Raw genomic sequence first — 15,916 nt, forward strand, 5'->3', positions numbered from 1 at the left:
ACGTTCCTCGTACCCTCCGCTGAATGTGAACCGACGTTCAGGAGAGTGTCGGGCAGCGGCTGCCGTCGCGCAAGACTCGGCCGGTGACAGGATGGGGCCATGGAATTGAGAATCTTCACCGAACCCCAGCAGGGCGCGAGCTACGAGACGCTGCTGGCCGTCGCGAAGGCCGCGGAGCGGCTCGGCTTCGACGGGTTCTTCCGCTCCGACCACTACCTGAAGATGGGCTCGGTCGACGGCCTGCCGGGGCCGAGCGACGCGTGGATCACGCTGGCCGGCCTGGCCCGCGAGACCAGCCGGCTGCGGCTCGGCACGCTGGTGTCCCCGGTGACCTTCCGGCTGCCCGGCCAGCTCGCGATCATCGTCGCGCAGGTGGACGCGATGTCCGGCGGCCGGGTGGAACTCGGCCTCGGCGCGGGGTGGTTCGAGCAGGAGCACACCGCCTACGGCATCCCGTTCCCGGAGAACAAGCACGCCCTGCTCGAGGAGCAGCTGGCCGTCGTCACAGGCCTGTGGGGCACGCCGGTGGGGGAGACCTTCAGCCACAACGGCAAGAACTACCGGCTCGTCGACAGCCCCGCGCTGCCGAAGCCCGCGCAGCCGCAGGTCCCGCTGATCATCGGCGGCGGCGGCCTCAAGCGCACGCCGCGGCTGGCCGCGCAGTACGCCGCGGACTTCAACTCCGGCTTCGCGAGCATCGAGGACACCCGCGAGCGCTACCGCATCGTGGACGAGGCCTGCCGCAAGATCGACCGCGACCCGAAGACGCTCACCCACTCGATCGCCCAGGTCGTCTGCGTCGGCCGGGACGAGGCTGAGATCGCCCGCCGCGCGGCCGCGATCGGCCGCGAGGTCGACGAGCTGCGCGAGAACGGCCTGACCGGAACCCCGGCCGAGGTGGTCGCCAAGCTGCAGGCCTACGCCGCCGCGGGCGCCGAGCGCGCCTACCTGCAGGTCCTGGACCTGTCGGACCTCGAACACCTCGAGCTGATCGCCGCCGAGATCCTGCCGAACGTCTAGCCGGGCCGCTCCGGGCCGGCCCGGGTCGCTCTGGCCGGCCGGGCTCCGGCTCGGGTGCTCGGTCCGCTCCGGTCCGCTCTGGCCGGCCCGGCCGCTCCGGGTCGGCTGCCCGGTCCGCTCCGGCTCGCCCTGGCCTGCCCGGCCGCTCGGGCCCGCCGCGGCTCGCTCCGGGGCGGCCCGGGCGAGCCGGAGCGGACCGGGGCCGGAGCGGATTCTCGGGAGATCTTTAGCCGACTTTTTAAAGATAGTCGTACCGGCTTGGGATGAATCTTGCTATAACGGACGCCATGGATCAGCCCGACCCGGAGCCCGTGACGCCCGAGCACTGCCCGAGCTGCGCGAGCGCCGCCGGCGTCGTAAGCGCTGCGTCATCACCCGGTGACGGTTCGTGGCTGGATGTGCGGCTGCCCGATCGGGTCGCCTGGTCCGGGCTCTGGCTGTGCGCCGCGGGCTGCGCAGTCCTCGGCGTCGTCGCCTGGATCCTCGCCCCCTCGACCGGCTGGTACCAGGCCGCCGCCGTCTTCGTGATCTTCGCGTTGACCTTCGCCGGTCTCGGGGTCTGGCAGACGCGGCTCAACCGCAGCCGGATGCTCGGCGCCCTGCCGCTCGTGCACAAGACCCACGCCCGCGCGCTCTACTGCCGGGTCTGCGAATGCGTGTACTTCAACAGCCTCAAGCTCCCTGCCGGCATGCCGGTCGGCACGGCGATGACCGCCGCCGAGTATCGCAGGAGGCTGTGGTACGCCTGCGGCTTCACGAAGCCGATCTGACCCGCAGCGTCTGCCAGCCCCAGAGCAGCACCGTGCACGCGCCGAATCCCGCGCCGAGCGCGCACACCCCGCTCCAGCCGTCCGCCGCGTAGATCACGCTGGCGAGCGCCGAGCCGATCACGCCGCCGGCGAAGTAGCAGGTCATGTACGCGGAGGTCAGCCGGCTGCGCGCGTCCGGGCGGAGCCGGTAGATCTCCGACTGGTTCGTGATGTGCATCGACTGGCAGGCGAAGTCGAACACCACGATGCCCAGGACCAGCAGCGGTATCGACGTCCGCGCGAACGCGGCGGGAAGCCAGGCCGCCGTCAGCAGCACGGCGCTCAGGATCGTCATGCGCCCGGCGCCGCCGCGGTCCGCGTTGCGGCCGGCGAGCGGGGCGGCGAGCGCGCCGGCCATCCCCGCGAGGCCGAACAGGCCGATCAGCCCCGTGGACAGATAGTGCGGCGATCCGGCGAGCATCAGCCCCAGCGGCGCCCACAGCGTGCTGAAGCCCGCGAACGCGAGCGCGCCGTAGACCGCGCGGATCCGCAGCAGCGGCTCCTCGCGCATCAGCGCGAGCACCGAGCGAAGCAGAGCGCCGTAACGGATGTCGGTGGACACCGAACCGCGCGGCAGCCGGAAGCGCAGGATCAGCGCGAGCAGCAGCATGAGTCCGGCGGCGAACCAGTAGACCGAGCGCCAGCCGCCGAACTGCGCGAGGTATCCGGAGACGGTCCGGGCCGCGAGGATGCCGAGCAGCAGCCCGCTCATCACCGTGCCGACGACCCGCCCCCGCTGCTCGGGAGACGCGAGGTCCGCAGAGAACGCGACCAGGATCTGAGCCGTCGCGGCGAAGACGCCGATCAGCGCGGAGGTGACGTAGAACACCGAGCCGGTCGACGAGGTGCCGCACACCGCGAGCGTGGCCGCGTTCAGGCAGCACATGACCGTCACCAGGCGGCGGCGTTCGAGCAGGTCGCCGAGCGGGACGGCGAGGATGAGGCCGAGGGCGTACCCGAACTGCGTGACGGTCACGGTCAGGCCCGCGCCCGCCGAGCTCAGGTGCAGGTCGTCGCGGACGTAGGCGAGCAGCGGTTGCGCGTAGTACAGGTTCGCGACCGTCGAGCCGATGGCGATCGCGAGCAGCAGCACGGTCGCGTTCGTCAAAGGTCTGTTCGCGGGCGCGGAGGCCGGGGCGGGGGAGTCGGTCAGGTGCGCGGCCTCGGTTCTCGGCTTACCCATGGTCCCGAGCCTACCGGGGGGATCCACTGAGCAGACCACTCGCTCGATCCGGTGAGATTCGGCGCCGTCCGGATTTTCCGAGCCGGATTTGCCGCATCACTATCCCCGAGAGCTTCTTCAGGGTCGCCGCGGCGGAAGGAGGAACCGGCTGGGACAGGGAGAAATGGTTCGTGGGAATGTGTAGGTCGCCGCGCGGCGGCCGTCGGAAGACCCGGCGGCCACCGCGCGGTCCTTCCGCCTTCGGAGCCGACCCTCCGTCCGCGATCCCGGTCCCCGGACTCGGCGTTCCGTCCCCGGGACCCGTCCTTCCGTCCCCTGGACTCGACGTTCCGTCCCTGGGACCCGTCCTTCCGGTCCCCGGGCGCGGCCTTCCGTACCCTCGACTCGACGTTCCGCCCCCCGGACCCGTCATTCCGGTCCCCGGGCGCGGCCTTCCGTCCCTGTTCCCGGCCCGGGTCGCCGTTCGCCGCGGCCTCAGCCTTCGGCGCGGGCCCGCCGGCGCACCCGCAGCGCGCGCCACATCTGCAGCAGCTCCCGGTCCTCCGGCATCGCCTCGTCAGGGCACACCGCCCGGTGGTGGATCCGGCTCCAGCCGCCCGAGTCCCGTCCGGGCCACAGCCGCCCGCGCACGACGTGCCGCGCGGCTTCCTCAGGCACCCGCGCGCTCGGGTACTCGCCCGGCACCACCGCGTCGTACCCCTCGCCCTGCGCGAGCGGGAAAACCTCCACCGGCTGCTCGCACTTCGGGCAGCGGTCCACGCCCCGCCGCCGGTACCGGCGCGGCTCGCGCGCGCCCGCCGGACGGCCAGGCTTCGGCTCGGTCCCCTCCGCCTCGAAGTCCCATAGCGCATCCTGCACGGTCCCACCCTAGTCTGACCTTCATGGATCGCGTGGATGCTTCACGCCGGCCGACCGGCGTCCGCGCGTTCTGGCTTGGCAACATGCGAGGATCCGGTGACGGTCGGGCATTCATGACGGGACGGAGCGGGCTGTGAGGCTGACGGAGGAGGCATGCCGCGCCGCGTTCGGTGCGGCGCGGGTCGCGCGGCTGGCCACCGCCGGCGCGGACGGTGCCCCGCACGTTGTGCCGGTGACGTTCGCGCTCGACGGCGACAGCGTGTACTTCGCCGTCGATGCGAAGCCGAAGAGCTCCGCGCGCCTCAGGCGGCTCCGGAACATCAGGGAGAATCCGCAGGTCAGTCTGCTCGTCGATGAATACGACGAGGAGTGGGAGCGGCTGTGGTGGGTGCGGGCCGACGGGCTTGCCAGGGTCCTCGGGAGCGGCGCGGAGGCGGCGCGAGAGCTGCTGCGTGCACGGTATCCGCAGTACGCCGACGTGGCCATGGACGGTCCGGTCGTCGAGATCTCGGTAGAGCGCTGGAGCGGCTGGCGCTACGCAGGACATTGACGCCGGTTTCTGCTCTGAGCTAATAAGCGGCGATCCGGTTGCCCGGGAGAGTGCGGCCGCGCAAGATCGGTATATGCGTATTCTCATCATCGGCGGAGGCCGGTTCCTCGGGCGGGCCTTCGCGGCCGAGGCGCTGGCCGCCGGCCATCAGGTCACGGTCTTCAACCGCGGTCGGCAGAGCACCGAGCTCGCCGGCGTCCGGGTAGTGCGCGGCGATCGCGAGAAACCCGAGGATCTGGCAAGGCTCGCCGAGAGCGCGCCCGAGCCGGCCGACGGCGGCCCGGGGTGGGACGCGGTCGTCGATACCTGCGGCTACCAGCCGAAGATCGTCGGCGAGTCGGCGCGGGCGCTGCGTGACAAGGCGCGCGCGTACCTGTTCATCTCGAGTCTGAACGCGTACCCGAGCTGGGCTGGGGAGCCGGTTCGCGACGGCTCGCCGAAATACGAGTGCGGTCCGGACGAGACGGAGGGCGAATACGGTCCGCTCAAGGCGGGCTGCGAGCGGGCGGTGCTTGAGCACTTTCCGGACCGCACGATCTGCATCGACGCGGGCCTGATCCTGGGCCCGCACGAGACCTCCGGCCGCCTCACCTGGTGGCTCAAGCGGATCGCGCGCGGCGGCGACGTGCTCGCTCCCGGAGACCCGAAGCTCCCCATCGGCCCGATCGACGCCCGCGATATCGCGCTCTTCGGCCTGCGCTGCATCGAGAACGGCGAGTACGGCGCGTTCCCGACGGTCGGGCCCGCGACGGAGACCTTCGGCGACCTGCTCGAAGCCTGCGTCCGGGAGACGGGCTCCGGAGCCCGGCTGCGCTGGGCCGGCGACGAATTCCTGCGAGCCCACGAGATCCCCGAGTGGACCGGCCTGCCGGCCTGGTCGGCCAGGGACGGCGCGGGCGCGGCGGTCTGGGACGTGCGCTCGGAGCTCGCCCTCGAGGCCGGACTGCGCTGCCGTCCGCTCGCCGAGACCGTGCGCGACACGTGGGCCTGGCTGCGCGAGGTCGAGGGCCTGGAGGACGGGCAGGGCCGGATCAACGGCCACGGCATCGCGCCGGAGGTGGAGGCGGCGGCCCTCAAGGACCTGGTCGGCGAGGACGGCGACCTGCGCTGATGCTGAGGTTCATCAGACCACTGACGAGGAGGTACTGGCCGAGGATGTAGGTCGCCATGACGGCGAATCCCGTGCCGCGCGGCATGTGCCAGTGTGCGAGCCCGCCCGCGATCATCGAGTCGGAGAGGACGAAGAGCGCGCCGCCGATGCGGGTCCGGCGATCGCCCGCGAAAGCGTGGATTCCCATGAATATCAACAGAAGACTGTAACCGGTGATCGGTATGCGCATGCCGGGGGCGACGCCAGGCAGGAGGTTGTCGATCAGCACGATCCAGACGACGCCGTAGAGCAGCGCGCCGGCGGCCATCGTCCGTCGCCGGTCGCGGCGGACCCCGCAGCGACCGAAAAGGGTGATGTAGCACAGGTGCGTCGCGGCGAAGCCGGCCATGCCGACGAGGAACCACGTGCCGCCGAACAGCAGCATCGTGTCGCCGATCGTCGAGCCGAGGAGCGCGCCCAGCAGCAGGGGCGGGGTGGGCCGGCCCTGGGCGAGTAGCGCGGCCGCGAGCAGCGGCATGAGCAGCGGCTTGGTGAGATCGAAGCCGATCCGGGGCCCGGCCGCCTCGAATATGAGGTTCAGCGCGGCGAGCGTCGCGAACGCCGGGAGCGCGTAGCGCGGCCAGACCGGTATCGGAGCCGAGGGCGTGAGCTGCCGGCTGGTCGCGGCGTCGGGACTCATGAACGCAGAAGGTACCGTATCGCCATGCCAGTGGAATTGGACGGGCCCGAGTGGGAAGTCGTCGTCGGCAGGCTGCGGACCGGCGGCTGCGTGTTCGCGGAGGACGAGGCGCGCCTGCTGCTCGCGGAGGCGGACGACCGTGCCGCGCTCGACGCGATGATCACGCGCCGGGTCGAGGGCTCGCCGCTGGAACTCGTCCTCGGCTGGGCCGACTTCGGCGGCGTGCGGATCGCGGTCGAGCCCGGGGTGTTCGTGCCACGGCAACGGACGCGGTTCCTTGCGTACCTCGCGTCCGGCTTCCTCGCACCCGGAGAGGCCGTCGTGGACCTGTGCTGCGGTGCCGGACCGATCGGCGCCTCGCTGCTGGAGGCGATGCGGCAGCGCGGCGACGGCCGGATCGAACTGCACGCCGCGGACATCGACGAGGCGGCCGTCCGCTGCGCCCGCAAGAACCTCGCGACGGCGATCGAGTCGGGCGACGCCTTCGTCTACCAGGGCGACCTCGACGCACCGCTCCCGGCGAGGCTCACCGGCAAAGTCAGCATCCTGACGGCCAACGTACCGTACGTCCCCACCACCGAGATCCAACTGCTCCCGTCCGAGGCGCGCGACTACGAGCCCTTGAACGCGCTCGACGGCGGCCCGGACGGCCTGGACCTCCTCCGCCGCGTGGCGACAGAGGCCGCCCCCCGCTGGCTCCGGCCCGACGGCCGGCTGCTGATCGAGGTCAGCGACCGCCAGCAGGACGCCGCCATCGCCGCCTTCCGCGCCGCCGGACTCGAGCCGAGCGTGCACGAGTCGGCGGACTACGCCTCGACCGTGTTGATCGGTCGCTTCGTCGGCGGCCGGTTCAGATCCAGCCTTCGAGCGCGGTGAGCAGGGCGACGTAGTCGAGTACGGCGGACTACGCCTCGACCGTGTTGATCGGTCGCTTCGTCGGCGGCCGGTTCAGATCCAGCCTTCGAGCGCCGTCATGAAGCCCTCGAAGTCGTCGCGGTGAATGGAGTGGCCGGCACCAGGCACGGTGCGGATCTCGAAGCCGCGCTCGCGGAGCGTCTCAGCGTCCTGCGTGTCGAGCATCTGGCTGGCCGCGGCGAGCATGATGAGGGAGGGCACGTCGGGGCGCAGCGGTAGTCCACTGCCTCCGCCCGCGGTCTCGGCTTCCTCGTCCGGCGCCGAGTGCGCGTGGCTCGACAGGTCCAGCGCCGTCCGCCGGTCCCAGGCGGCGAACGTGGCTAGTTCGAGTTCGATGGTCTCGGCATCCCAGCGCGGGGCCATCATGGCGATCGAGTCGTACGTCGCGGTGTCGGCGAACTCGACGAACACCGCCGGATCGAACCCGTCGTCCCGCCGCGCTATGCGCCAGGCGGGATCGACGTACACCGCGCGCCCGGCCCGCAGCCCCGCCTCGACCGCGTCGAGCACCGCGAGCCCGCCGAGCGAGTGGCCGATCGCCACCTCGACGCCGGTCAGGCCCAGAGCCTCGACCGTCTCTACGATGTCCGTTCCGTATCCCGCTGCCGGATACGCGTCCGACCGATCCGATGCGCCGTGGCCGCGCAGGTCGACGCCGATGACGCGGTAGCCGTGCCCGGCCAGCGCCGGGCCGACCCGGTGCCACGTGCGTGAGTCGGACATGATGCCGTGGACGAGCAGCGCCGCGCGTTCGCCCGCGCCCCACTCCCTGGTGTTGAGCTTCATGCCTTGGAAGGTACACGTCCGGACGATGGCTATTGCGGGACTTACGAGGTAACGTTAGTACCGGTGTAATCATGTAATCGAGCGTCGGGAGCATGCTCATGAACAAGGGAATGGGACCGGGTCGCGGCCGCTGGGGCGGCGCCGCTCAGCAGAACCCCGAGCCGCTGTCCGCCGAGCAGGCCACGGCCTGGTTCGCGGGGCGGCTGCCGGACGGCTGGTTCACCGCGTCGCCCGAGGTCACCGTGGATCGCGAGGAGATTCTCGTCGTCGGCACGCTGCCGGACCTCACCGACGAGTTCACCGACGCTGCCGCGCGGGCGGCCGCGCACGCCGGCCGGATCAGCCGTTTCCGCGAGCAGACGCGGGACGAGCGGATCGAGATCGCCCGGCAGGCGGAGCACCGGTTCGGCCGCAAGGTCGCCTGGGGCGCGACGCTCGGCGAGACGACCGAGCTCTTCACGGTGCTTTCGGTGCCGGTGATGACGCGGCTGCGGCAGCCCGAGCGCATCGTGCTGGACACGCTCGTGGCCGCGGGCGTCGCGCGCTCCCGGTCGGAGGCGCTGGCCTGGGCGGTGCGGCTGGTCGGCCAGCACGCGGACGGCTGGCTCGGCGAACTGCGCGAGGCGATGACCCGCGTGGAGGACCTGCGGAACCAGGGCCCGGATCTGGACTGAGCCGGGGTGAATGACCTGCGGCCGCGTGGTCTGCTCAGCCGACTGACTCGGGTTGAGTGCTCGGCGGCCGTGGGCGCTGCTCAGCCGTCCGCGTCGGGGTGAATAACCTGCCGGCGCGTGGTCTGCTCAGCCGACTGACTCGGGTGAATGCTTTGCGGGCCTGTGGTCTGCTCAGCCGTCCGAGTCGGGGTGAATAACCTGCCGGCGTTTGGTCTGCTTAGCCAACTGGGCCGAGGTGAATGTCCTGCGGGCGTGGGCTCTGCTCAGCCGTTCAGCGGGAGGACCATCAGCTCAGCAGGAGGACCATCAGCGAGGAGGTGGCGGTGGCGATGAGCTTGCCGGACTCGTCGGTGAGCGTCGCCTCCGCCGTGCGGACCTTGCGGCCGCGGTGGACGACCTTGCCCTCGGCGCGCAGTTCGCCGCCGTCGATGTAGCCGGGTCTGATGTAGCGGACCGAGATGTCCAGCGAGGTGTAGGCCTGGTTGGCGGGCAGCGTCGTGTGCACGGCGCAGCCCATCGCCGAGTCGAGCAGGGTGGCCGCGATGCCGCCGTGCAGCTGGCCGAGGGGGTTGGCGAAGTCGGGGCGGGTCTTGCAGGTGAACACGATCCGGCCGTCCTCGACCTCGGGGCACCGGATGTCCAGCAGCGAGGCGAGGCCGGTCGGGTCCATCGCGCCGTCGCGGTAGAGCTCGAACAGGCGCAGGCCGGTGAGCTGCGACGGCGGCTGGGCGGGTTCCTGCTGGGCGGTCACGGCGGTCCTCCGGAGGCGTCGTCGTATACGTCTGCTGCTGCGAGGTTGACGACGTCAAGTTGACAGTGTGAACCTGGCGCGTGTCAACATGGCGGGATGAGCGGTACTGAGCGCGCGGTGCGGGCGCGCACGCGGGCGCGCCCCGGCGAAGGGCAGCTGCTGCGCGAGGAGATCCTGCTCGCGGCGCAGACGCTGCTCGACGAGGCCGGGGACGAGTCCGCGCTGACTCTGCGCGCGGTCGCGACGCGCACGGGTGTGAGCACCCCGGCCGTCTACCGGCACTTCGCCGACAAGAGCGCCCTGATCGCCGCCGTCTGCATGCGCGTGTGGGAGACGCTCGGCGCCGTCGTGCGCGAGGCGATCGAGGCGGCGGCCGACGACCCTTTCCAGGGGCTACGGCACGGCGCCGTGGCATACATGCGGTTCGGTCTGCAGCATCCGGTGCAATACCGGCTGCTGATGATGGGGGCGCCGCGCCCCGGCGAGCCCGGGCCGCAGCAGGAGGCTGCGATGGCTTGCCTGCGGTACCTCACCGAGGCCGTCGAACCGTGCGTCGCCGCGGGGGTGCTGCGCGGCGACCCGCAGCAGATCGCGTTGCGCGCGCTGGCCACCGTGCACGGCTGCACCGCTCTGGTGATCGCGCACCCGTACTTCCCGTGGCCGCAGGACCCCGACGACTTCCTGGACGCTGCCGCGCGCACGTCGGGCCTTGGGACCGCGGCTCTCGGCTGGCTCGAGAGCGAGCCGCGTGAGGCCGCGCCGACGACCGCGCAGTACGCCGAGGCCTTCCGCGACTGGGCCGCCGCGCTGCGCTAACCCGCGTCTTCAGCCTATCGCCGGGTTCGCGGCGCCTGCCACGCACGCTCGCGGCGTTGCGAGGACGGTTGCAGACGACGAGTATGCGCCCGCTCCTGCGCCTTGCGAGCGCGCACGTCAGACGCCGCGGCCTGATCCGACGCTAGCTTGAAGCCGCCGCTTAGTTCGAGGGGTCATAGACGATGCCCTGCATGGCCGCGCGCGTGCTCGGACCGAGGTGCACGACGTACCACTCGCCGCGCCAGGAGATCAGCGAGAAGACCCCGATCGACTCCGCGTGCCCGTTGACCTCGTAGTTCAGCCTGGTGCCGTAGACGCGGTAGTACGAGCCCTTGTTGTACTCGACGCCCGGCTCGATCCATTCGGCGTTCGACTCGGGCACGTCCATGCTCACGAAGCGGGCGTCGGCGGCCGGGCCGAGGTGGTCGTGAGCGGCCTGGATGTCCAGGTCGTACCAGGCGATCAGCCGGTTCTGATAGTCGGCGTCGATGTCCCAGATCGCCTTGACCTGCCGGTAGGCGGTGAGCGGGAAGAAGAACGCGTGAGCGAGCTGCGGCTTGTCCTGGACGATCGCCTGCCAGAGCGAGTACGCGCCGACCTGGAACTGCGCGTCGCGGTCGCCGGGCAGCACGTTCGTCTGCGGCAGCGTGCCCGGGTCGACGGTCGCGGCGGCGGTCGCGCTCGCGGTGGGGGAGGGCGCCGCGCTGTGCGGGGCGGCCGGCGTCGGCTTCGCCTGCACCGCCTTGACCTGCCGGCTTCCGGCCGTGCCGCCCTCGGCCGCGGATGTTCCGCATCCGGCGGCGAGCAGGGCCGCCGCCGTGGCCGCCGCGGCGAGGAACACGTGGGTTCTGCGAGGCATACGCGTCATCATCCTCCGTACGGCGGCGGGGTCCGGCTCTCCCTTCCCAGCACTCTGCGCGCGGGCCCGCCGACCCGCCGCATGACGCTCCGTCAGCGCCGCGAAGCTCACCGGATCGGCGCAAAGACATCCGTTCTACAGCTATTCATACCTATACATCCGTGTATCGTCGTAAATGCCAGATATGATGGCCGGTCAGGGGGCCGGTCGCGCCCGATCCACTGCGCGAGGAATCAAGCTGATGAACCCGGTACCTGAGCCCGATGCGTCCGTCGCCGAGGTCGAGAACGAGGCCGAGGCCCAGACCGCGGAGCGGCGGCCGGACGGCGAGAAACCGCAGGATCCGAAGAAGGCTCGGCGCAAACGGCGGCGCAGGTACGTGCTGCGCGGCCTGCTCGCCGTCTTCGTGCTGGTCGTCGGCTACGTCGGCGTCACCCTTCCGCCGTACCTCACCGCGCCGGGGACCGACCCGTTCGCCGCCCGGGTGGCCGAATGGGCGCGCGATCACCACATGGGCATGCTGGTGACCTGGCTGGAGAACGAGACCTACACCGCTCCGGCCACCGGCGGGAAGCTGAACTCCGGTCAGCTCGCGCAGCTCAAGTCGAAGAACCAGGACACCTCGGGCACGCGGGAGAACCTCAAGCTCGCGCCCGCCGACTCGCCGGCGAACATCACGCCGTTCGCCTCCGGGTCCGTCCCCGGCGAGGGCGTCTTCTCCCCGGCCGTGATCGGCCCGCTCGGCAACCCGATCGTCGAGACCGCCGCGCTGCGCCCGGACGCCGAGCACACCTCCAACCTGGCGTACGTGGCCTGGCTCAACCAGCACGCGCTCTCGTTCACCCTCAATCCCGGCTACGACCAGCCCGGCGGCACCTGGGCCGAGCCCGACTACATCAGCCCGTCCATGCGCGACCGCCTCGTCGCGACCTGGAACGGCGGCTTCAAGGTCAGCCCGGACGACGCGATGGGCGGCTTCTACGAGGACGGACGCACCGCCGTGCCGCTCGTGGACGGCAAGGCCGCCGAGGTCTTCTACAAGGACGGCACCCTCAAGATCGGCGCCTGGGGCCGCGACCTGTCGATGACCCCGGACGTGGCCGCCGTGCGCGAGAACCTCAACCTGCTGGTGGACGACGGCAACGTCACCGTCGGCGAGTACGACGGCTCCGGAGCCGATTGGGGGTACACGATCCGCGGCTGGTACTACATCGCCCGTTCGGGCGTAGGCGTCACCGCGAAGGGCGACATCGTGTACGTCGGCGGCACCGAGCTCTCCGTCTACACGCTCGCCAAGCTGCTCAAGGCGGCCGGCGCGGTCTACGGGATGGAGCTCGACATCAACCCGGACTGGACGTCGTTCATGACCTATGACGGCCTGCGGAATCCGCAGAACCTCACCGCCACCAAGCTCTGGGACTTCAACCCGCCCGCGGACCGCTACTTCTCGCCCTCCGACCGGGACTTCGTCAGCGTGCACGCGCGCTGAGCCCGCGTCTTCGACGGGTCCCGTGGCCGGCCGGGCGATGGCGGCGGCCTGCCTCAGGAAGTCACCCGCACGACGGTCACGGGGCCGGCCGCGCACTTGGCCGCGGCCTGCGAGAGCGGGCCGCCCACGACGCCGATCGGGGCGCCGCTCTGCTGGATCATCGTGACGGCGGCGAGGAAGTCCTGCCAGGACTCGGTGGCCGCGGCGAACCGCACCACGCAGGCCGCCTCCGCCGGCGTGTTGTTGATCGGCGAGCCCGCCAGCGCGATCTCGCCCGCGTTCTTCTGGGCGCCGCTCCAGTTCCCCGCGGTGTTCGGGGCGTTGCTCGCGGTGCTGCCGGATGTGGGCGGGGTGGTGGTCGTGCAGCTCGCGAGGGCGGCGCACAGGCCGGATGCTGCGGCGGCGAGTGCGAGCCGGCGACGCCAGGGCCCGCTAGTCGAGAGATCCATACATCGAGCATCCGACGGGACGGGCCCGCGCGCGCAGCGCAGTAGCCAGTTCGGGGCATCGCGGCGCGTGCGGCCGCCGGCGGGCCGGGTGCCGCCGGCCCGGGCCCCGTTGGCCCGAACGGTCGGATCACCGCGCGGATATCCGTACCTTTCCTTACATTGGGACTTGCCCGGACCCACGACGAGAGAGGCAGCGCGATGACGGCTGGCAACGGTCCCCAGTCCTCCATTCTGGTGGTCGACTCCGACCCCATCGAGCGCGACGCGACGGTGGAGGGCCTGCGCCGCCACCTCGGCCAGGCCTGCCGCGTCTTCGGCGCCGGCGGCCTGCGCGAGGCCTCGGAGGTCCTCGCCCACCTGCACATCGAGGGCCGCGCGGTGGCCCTCGCCGTCTGCGCGCATCGGCTCGCCGACGGCACCGGGGTGGAGCTGTTCAGCCACATCCGGCGCTCCTCGCCCGCGACCAAGCGGCTGCTGCTGACCACGATGGACCAGGCCGACTCCGCGCTGCAGGCCATCAGCCTGGCGCAGACCGACCGGTACGCCGTGCTGCCGGCGCATCCGATCGAGGTGCGCATCCTGCCGATCGTCGACGACCTGCTCGGCGAGTGGTTCGGCGAGCACTCGGCCGCCGAGATGGGGGTCACCGTCCTCGGCCACCGCTTCGCCGCGGCCAGCTACACCGTCAAGGACTACCTGACCCGGAGCCTGGTCCCGTTCACCTGGATGGACCTCGGCGAGGACCCCGAGGCGCAGGCGATGGCCAAGGACCTCAACCTGCCGAACCCGGCGCCGACCGTGGTGCTGCTGGAGGACGGCCGGACCCTGTACGACCCCTCCATCGCCGAGCTCGCGGGCGCGCTGGGCCTGACCCAGGAGGCGACCCGGCAGTCCTACGACCTGATCGTCGTCGGCGGCGGACCCGCGGGCCTCGCGGCGGCCGTCTACGGGGCCTGCGAGGGCCTGAGCGTCGTCGTCATCGAGGACGACTGCCCCGGCGGCCAGGCCAGCATGAGCACGAAGGTGGAGAACCACCTCGGCTTCCCGGCGGGGCTGAGCGGCGCCGACTTCGCGCACCGCGCGCTCGCCCAGGCCCGCCGCCTCGGCGTCGAGTGGTGCTCGGCGAAGGTCGCCACCGGGCTGGTCCCGGGCGACGGCTCGCACATGGTCACGCTGGACAACGGCAACTCCCTGGTCGGCCGCAGCGTGCTGGTCGCGACCGGCATGACCTGGCGGCAGCTCGACGCCCCCGGGGTGGAGGAGCTGCACAACGCAGGCGTCTACTACGGCAGCTCGGAGACCGAGGCCCGGCAGTCCGCGGGCGAGGACGTGGTCCTGGTCGGCTCCGGCAACCCGGCGGGCCACGCCGCGCTCCAGTTCGCCGAGCACGCCCGGACCGTGACCCTCGTCGTGCGCGAGGACGAGCTGCGCGCGGGCGGCATGTCCGAGACCCTCGCCGACCAGATCCTGCAGCGCCCGAACATCAGGGTCCGGGTGGACACCGAGATCGGGGAGGTGCGCGGCTACGGCCGGCTCGAGAAGGTCGTGCTGCTGGAGAGCGCCACCGGCGAGACCGAGATCATCCCCGCCACCGGCCTCTACATCATGTTCGGCACGGTTCCGTCCTCCGAGTGGGTGCAGGGCGTCGTCGCGGTGGACGAGCTCGGCTTCATCCTCACCGACAACGAGATCGGCCGCCGTCCCGAGCTGCTGCCCGAGCCTTGGCACGCCCCGCGTCCGCCGTACCTGTCGGAGACCTCGGTACCCGGCGTCTTCGCCGCCGGCGACGTGCGCGCGGGATCGGTCAAGCGCATCGGCTCGGCCGTCGGACAGGGCGCCGTCGCGGTCGCCGCGGTCGCGCAGTACCTGCACGCGCTCAACGAGTCCGCGAAGCTGGAGGACCGGCCGCAGCTGGTCAGCGGCGCGGACGAGGGCCACATGCTGGAAGCCGCGGGCGACGGGGACATCCAGCCCGACTGACCGACCCGACTGACCGACCCGACCGGTCAGCCTGGACGGGTGCCTGCCCGATCGCCCCTCGGACCGCGGTGGAGTCCGAGGGCGATGACTGTCCAGGCGCGGGCTTACCCCAGTTCCAGCGACATCACCCCGTAGACCAGCGACTGCTGCAGGGACCTGATGGGCCCGGTGTACATCCGGGCGGTGCGCGAGGACGGAGTCAGTCCGTGCAGCTCGGCGAGGTTGCGGGCCACGTGGTGCGGCTCGGGGATGTCGATCGCGACCGTCGCGTCCCCCGCCTCGCGCAGCAGCGAGGCGAGGACGGCGGCGGCGTCGCGCGGGGTGGTGGCCAGCAGCGGGCCGATGCGCACGCCCTCGTTGGCCGGGCGAAGCACCCCGTAGCCGGTCAGCAGACCGTCGCGGAACCGGGCGCGGGTGACGTGCCGCGGGTCGGCGGCCCAGCGCGAGGCGAAGGGGTGCCGGTCGGCCGGGTGCCCCGCGGCGTCGAGGGCGGCGAGCAGGTCGAGGTGCTCGGGTCCGACCGGGACGACCCCCTCGACGTCCTCCGCCTTGTGCTCCAGGTTCGGCCTGCCCCGGTAGCGGACGGTCGTGTAGGCGGGCAGGAAGCCCTGCGTGCGGTAGTTGTCCTGCTGGTCGGGGACGCCGTCGAGGCCGATCGTGCGGGAACCGGCGTGCTGCATGCCGGCCTTCCAGGTCGCGATGCCGAACCCCTGCCCGCGCCGGTCCGGGCGGACCAGGTAGTAGCCGAGGAAAGCGTAGTCGGGGGAGTAGTTGACCACGCTGATCGCGGAGACGACCTTGCCGTCCAGCCTACCGAGCAGGAACCCGCGGGGGTCCTGCATCAGGAAGTGCTCGGAGTCGTGCCGGCCGGGGTTCCAGCCCTCCTTGGCCGCCCACAGCACGACCTGGTCCCATTCGCCCGGACGCGCCGGACCGATCTCGAAGCCCATGTTCAGTCGTTCTCTCGTTCGCTTGGTCGGTGCCAGG

General features: G+C 71.7%; 17 protein-coding genes. 9 read left to right on the forward strand and 8 right to left on the reverse strand.

From position 1 onward, the window contains the following. Positions 1–99 precede the first annotated feature (99 nt). The gene (locus KDK95_RS11195; RefSeq protein WP_212518019.1) at positions 100–1,020 is read left to right on the forward strand and encodes an LLM class F420-dependent oxidoreductase; all 921 of its coding nucleotides are present in this window, start codon (positions 100–102) and stop codon (positions 1,018–1,020) included. A gap of 287 nt (positions 1,021–1,307) precedes the next feature. Continuing rightward, positions 1,308–1,790 carry a hypothetical protein gene (locus tag KDK95_RS11200; protein WP_212518020.1) on the forward strand — a complete coding sequence of 161 codons (483 nt, stop codon included), beginning with the start codon at positions 1,308–1,310 and terminating at the stop codon, positions 1,788–1,790. On the opposite strand, the gene KDK95_RS11205 is transcribed toward KDK95_RS11200, so the two are convergent. Together KDK95_RS11205 and KDK95_RS35740 are read right to left on the reverse strand one after the other, a co-directional pair. Further along, the gene (locus KDK95_RS11205; RefSeq protein ID WP_212518021.1) at positions 1,774–3,012 is read right to left on the reverse strand and encodes an MFS transporter; all 1,239 of its coding nucleotides are present in this window, start codon (positions 3,010–3,012) and stop codon (positions 1,774–1,776) included. The two genes, KDK95_RS11200 and KDK95_RS11205, sit on opposite strands and share 17 nt — an antisense overlap. Before the next feature lie 474 nt (positions 3,013–3,486). Beyond that, the gene (locus KDK95_RS35740; protein ID WP_212518022.1) at positions 3,487–3,870 is read right to left on the reverse strand and encodes a DUF6083 domain-containing protein; all 384 of its coding nucleotides are present in this window, start codon (positions 3,868–3,870) and stop codon (positions 3,487–3,489) included. Positions 3,871–4,003: 133 nt separating this feature from the next. On the opposite strand from KDK95_RS35740, the gene KDK95_RS11215 reads away from it, so the two are divergent. Then, positions 4,004–4,420: a TIGR03668 family PPOX class F420-dependent oxidoreductase gene (locus KDK95_RS11215; RefSeq protein ID WP_307844310.1), complete on the forward strand. Its 417-nt coding sequence runs from the start codon at positions 4,004–4,006 to the stop codon at positions 4,418–4,420. A 73-nt stretch (positions 4,421–4,493) separates the two neighbouring features. Continuing rightward, a complete protein-coding gene (locus KDK95_RS11220) occupies positions 4,494–5,531 on the forward strand; it encodes a Rossmann-fold NAD(P)-binding domain-containing protein (protein WP_212518023.1) in 1,038 nt (345 codons plus the stop codon). Here the strand turns inward: KDK95_RS11220 and KDK95_RS11225 are convergent. Further along, a complete protein-coding gene (locus tag KDK95_RS11225; RefSeq protein WP_212518024.1) occupies positions 5,494–6,210 on the reverse strand; it encodes a lysoplasmalogenase in 717 nt (238 codons plus the stop codon). The two genes, KDK95_RS11220 and KDK95_RS11225, sit on opposite strands and share 38 nt — an antisense overlap. Before the next feature lie 24 nt (positions 6,211–6,234). Between KDK95_RS11225 and KDK95_RS11230 the strand changes: the two genes are divergently transcribed. Next, the gene (locus KDK95_RS11230) at positions 6,235–7,086 is read left to right on the forward strand and encodes a putative protein N(5)-glutamine methyltransferase (protein ID WP_212518025.1); all 852 of its coding nucleotides are present in this window, start codon (positions 6,235–6,237) and stop codon (positions 7,084–7,086) included. A 72-nt stretch (positions 7,087–7,158) separates the two neighbouring features. Here KDK95_RS11230 and KDK95_RS11235 read toward each other — a convergent pair whose 3' ends face one another. Next, positions 7,159–7,911, reverse strand: coding sequence for an alpha/beta fold hydrolase (locus KDK95_RS11235; protein WP_212518026.1), 753 nt, complete (start codon positions 7,909–7,911; stop codon positions 7,159–7,161). A 98-nt stretch (positions 7,912–8,009) separates the two neighbouring features. Here KDK95_RS11235 and abmR point away from each other — a divergent pair, with 98 nt between their 5' ends. Further along, the gene (gene abmR, locus KDK95_RS11240) at positions 8,010–8,585 is read left to right on the forward strand and encodes an ATP-binding transcription factor AbmR (protein WP_372463307.1); all 576 of its coding nucleotides are present in this window, start codon (positions 8,010–8,012) and stop codon (positions 8,583–8,585) included. A gap of 286 nt (positions 8,586–8,871) precedes the next feature. Here the strand turns inward: abmR and KDK95_RS11245 are convergent, their stop codons facing one another. Continuing rightward, a complete protein-coding gene (locus tag KDK95_RS11245; RefSeq protein WP_212518027.1) occupies positions 8,872–9,336 on the reverse strand; it encodes a PaaI family thioesterase in 465 nt (154 codons plus the stop codon). A 96-nt stretch (positions 9,337–9,432) separates the two neighbouring features. Here KDK95_RS11245 and KDK95_RS11250 point away from each other — a divergent pair, with 96 nt between their 5' ends. Continuing rightward, positions 9,433–10,152 (forward strand): TetR/AcrR family transcriptional regulator, encoded by a 720-nt coding sequence (locus tag KDK95_RS11250; RefSeq protein ID WP_212518028.1) that lies wholly within the window; start codon positions 9,433–9,435, stop codon positions 10,150–10,152. 160 nt (positions 10,153–10,312) lie between these two features. Here the strand turns inward: KDK95_RS11250 and KDK95_RS11255 are convergent, their stop codons facing one another. Next, positions 10,313–11,011, reverse strand: coding sequence for a hypothetical protein (locus KDK95_RS11255; RefSeq protein WP_212518029.1), 699 nt, complete (start codon positions 11,009–11,011; stop codon positions 10,313–10,315). A gap of 241 nt (positions 11,012–11,252) precedes the next feature. On the opposite strand from KDK95_RS11255, the gene KDK95_RS11260 reads away from it, so the two are divergent. Beyond that, entirely contained in the window at positions 11,253–12,500 is a 1,248-nt protein-coding gene (locus tag KDK95_RS11260; protein WP_212518030.1) for a phosphodiester glycosidase family protein, read from the forward strand. Positions 12,501–12,553: 53 nt separating this feature from the next. Here the strand turns inward: KDK95_RS11260 and KDK95_RS11265 are convergent, their stop codons facing one another. Then, a complete protein-coding gene (locus KDK95_RS11265; protein WP_212518031.1) occupies positions 12,554–12,949 on the reverse strand; it encodes a hypothetical protein in 396 nt (131 codons plus the stop codon). A gap of 198 nt (positions 12,950–13,147) precedes the next feature. On the opposite strand from KDK95_RS11265, the gene KDK95_RS11270 reads away from it, so the two are divergent. Continuing rightward, a complete protein-coding gene (locus tag KDK95_RS11270) occupies positions 13,148–14,929 on the forward strand; it encodes an NAD(P)/FAD-dependent oxidoreductase (RefSeq protein ID WP_212518032.1) in 1,782 nt (593 codons plus the stop codon). Between the two features lie 104 nt (positions 14,930–15,033). Here the strand turns inward: KDK95_RS11270 and KDK95_RS11275 are convergent, their stop codons facing one another. Further along, on the reverse strand, positions 15,034–15,879 hold the full coding sequence (locus KDK95_RS11275) for a GNAT family N-acetyltransferase (RefSeq protein ID WP_212518033.1): 846 nt from the start codon (positions 15,877–15,879) through the stop codon (positions 15,034–15,036). Positions 15,880–15,916: the final 37 nt, after the last annotated feature.

It is taken from the genome of Actinospica acidithermotolerans (genome assembly GCF_018139625.1).
GTDB classification, from domain to species: Bacteria; Actinomycetota; Actinomycetes; order Streptomycetales; family Catenulisporaceae; genus Actinospica; species Actinospica acidithermotolerans.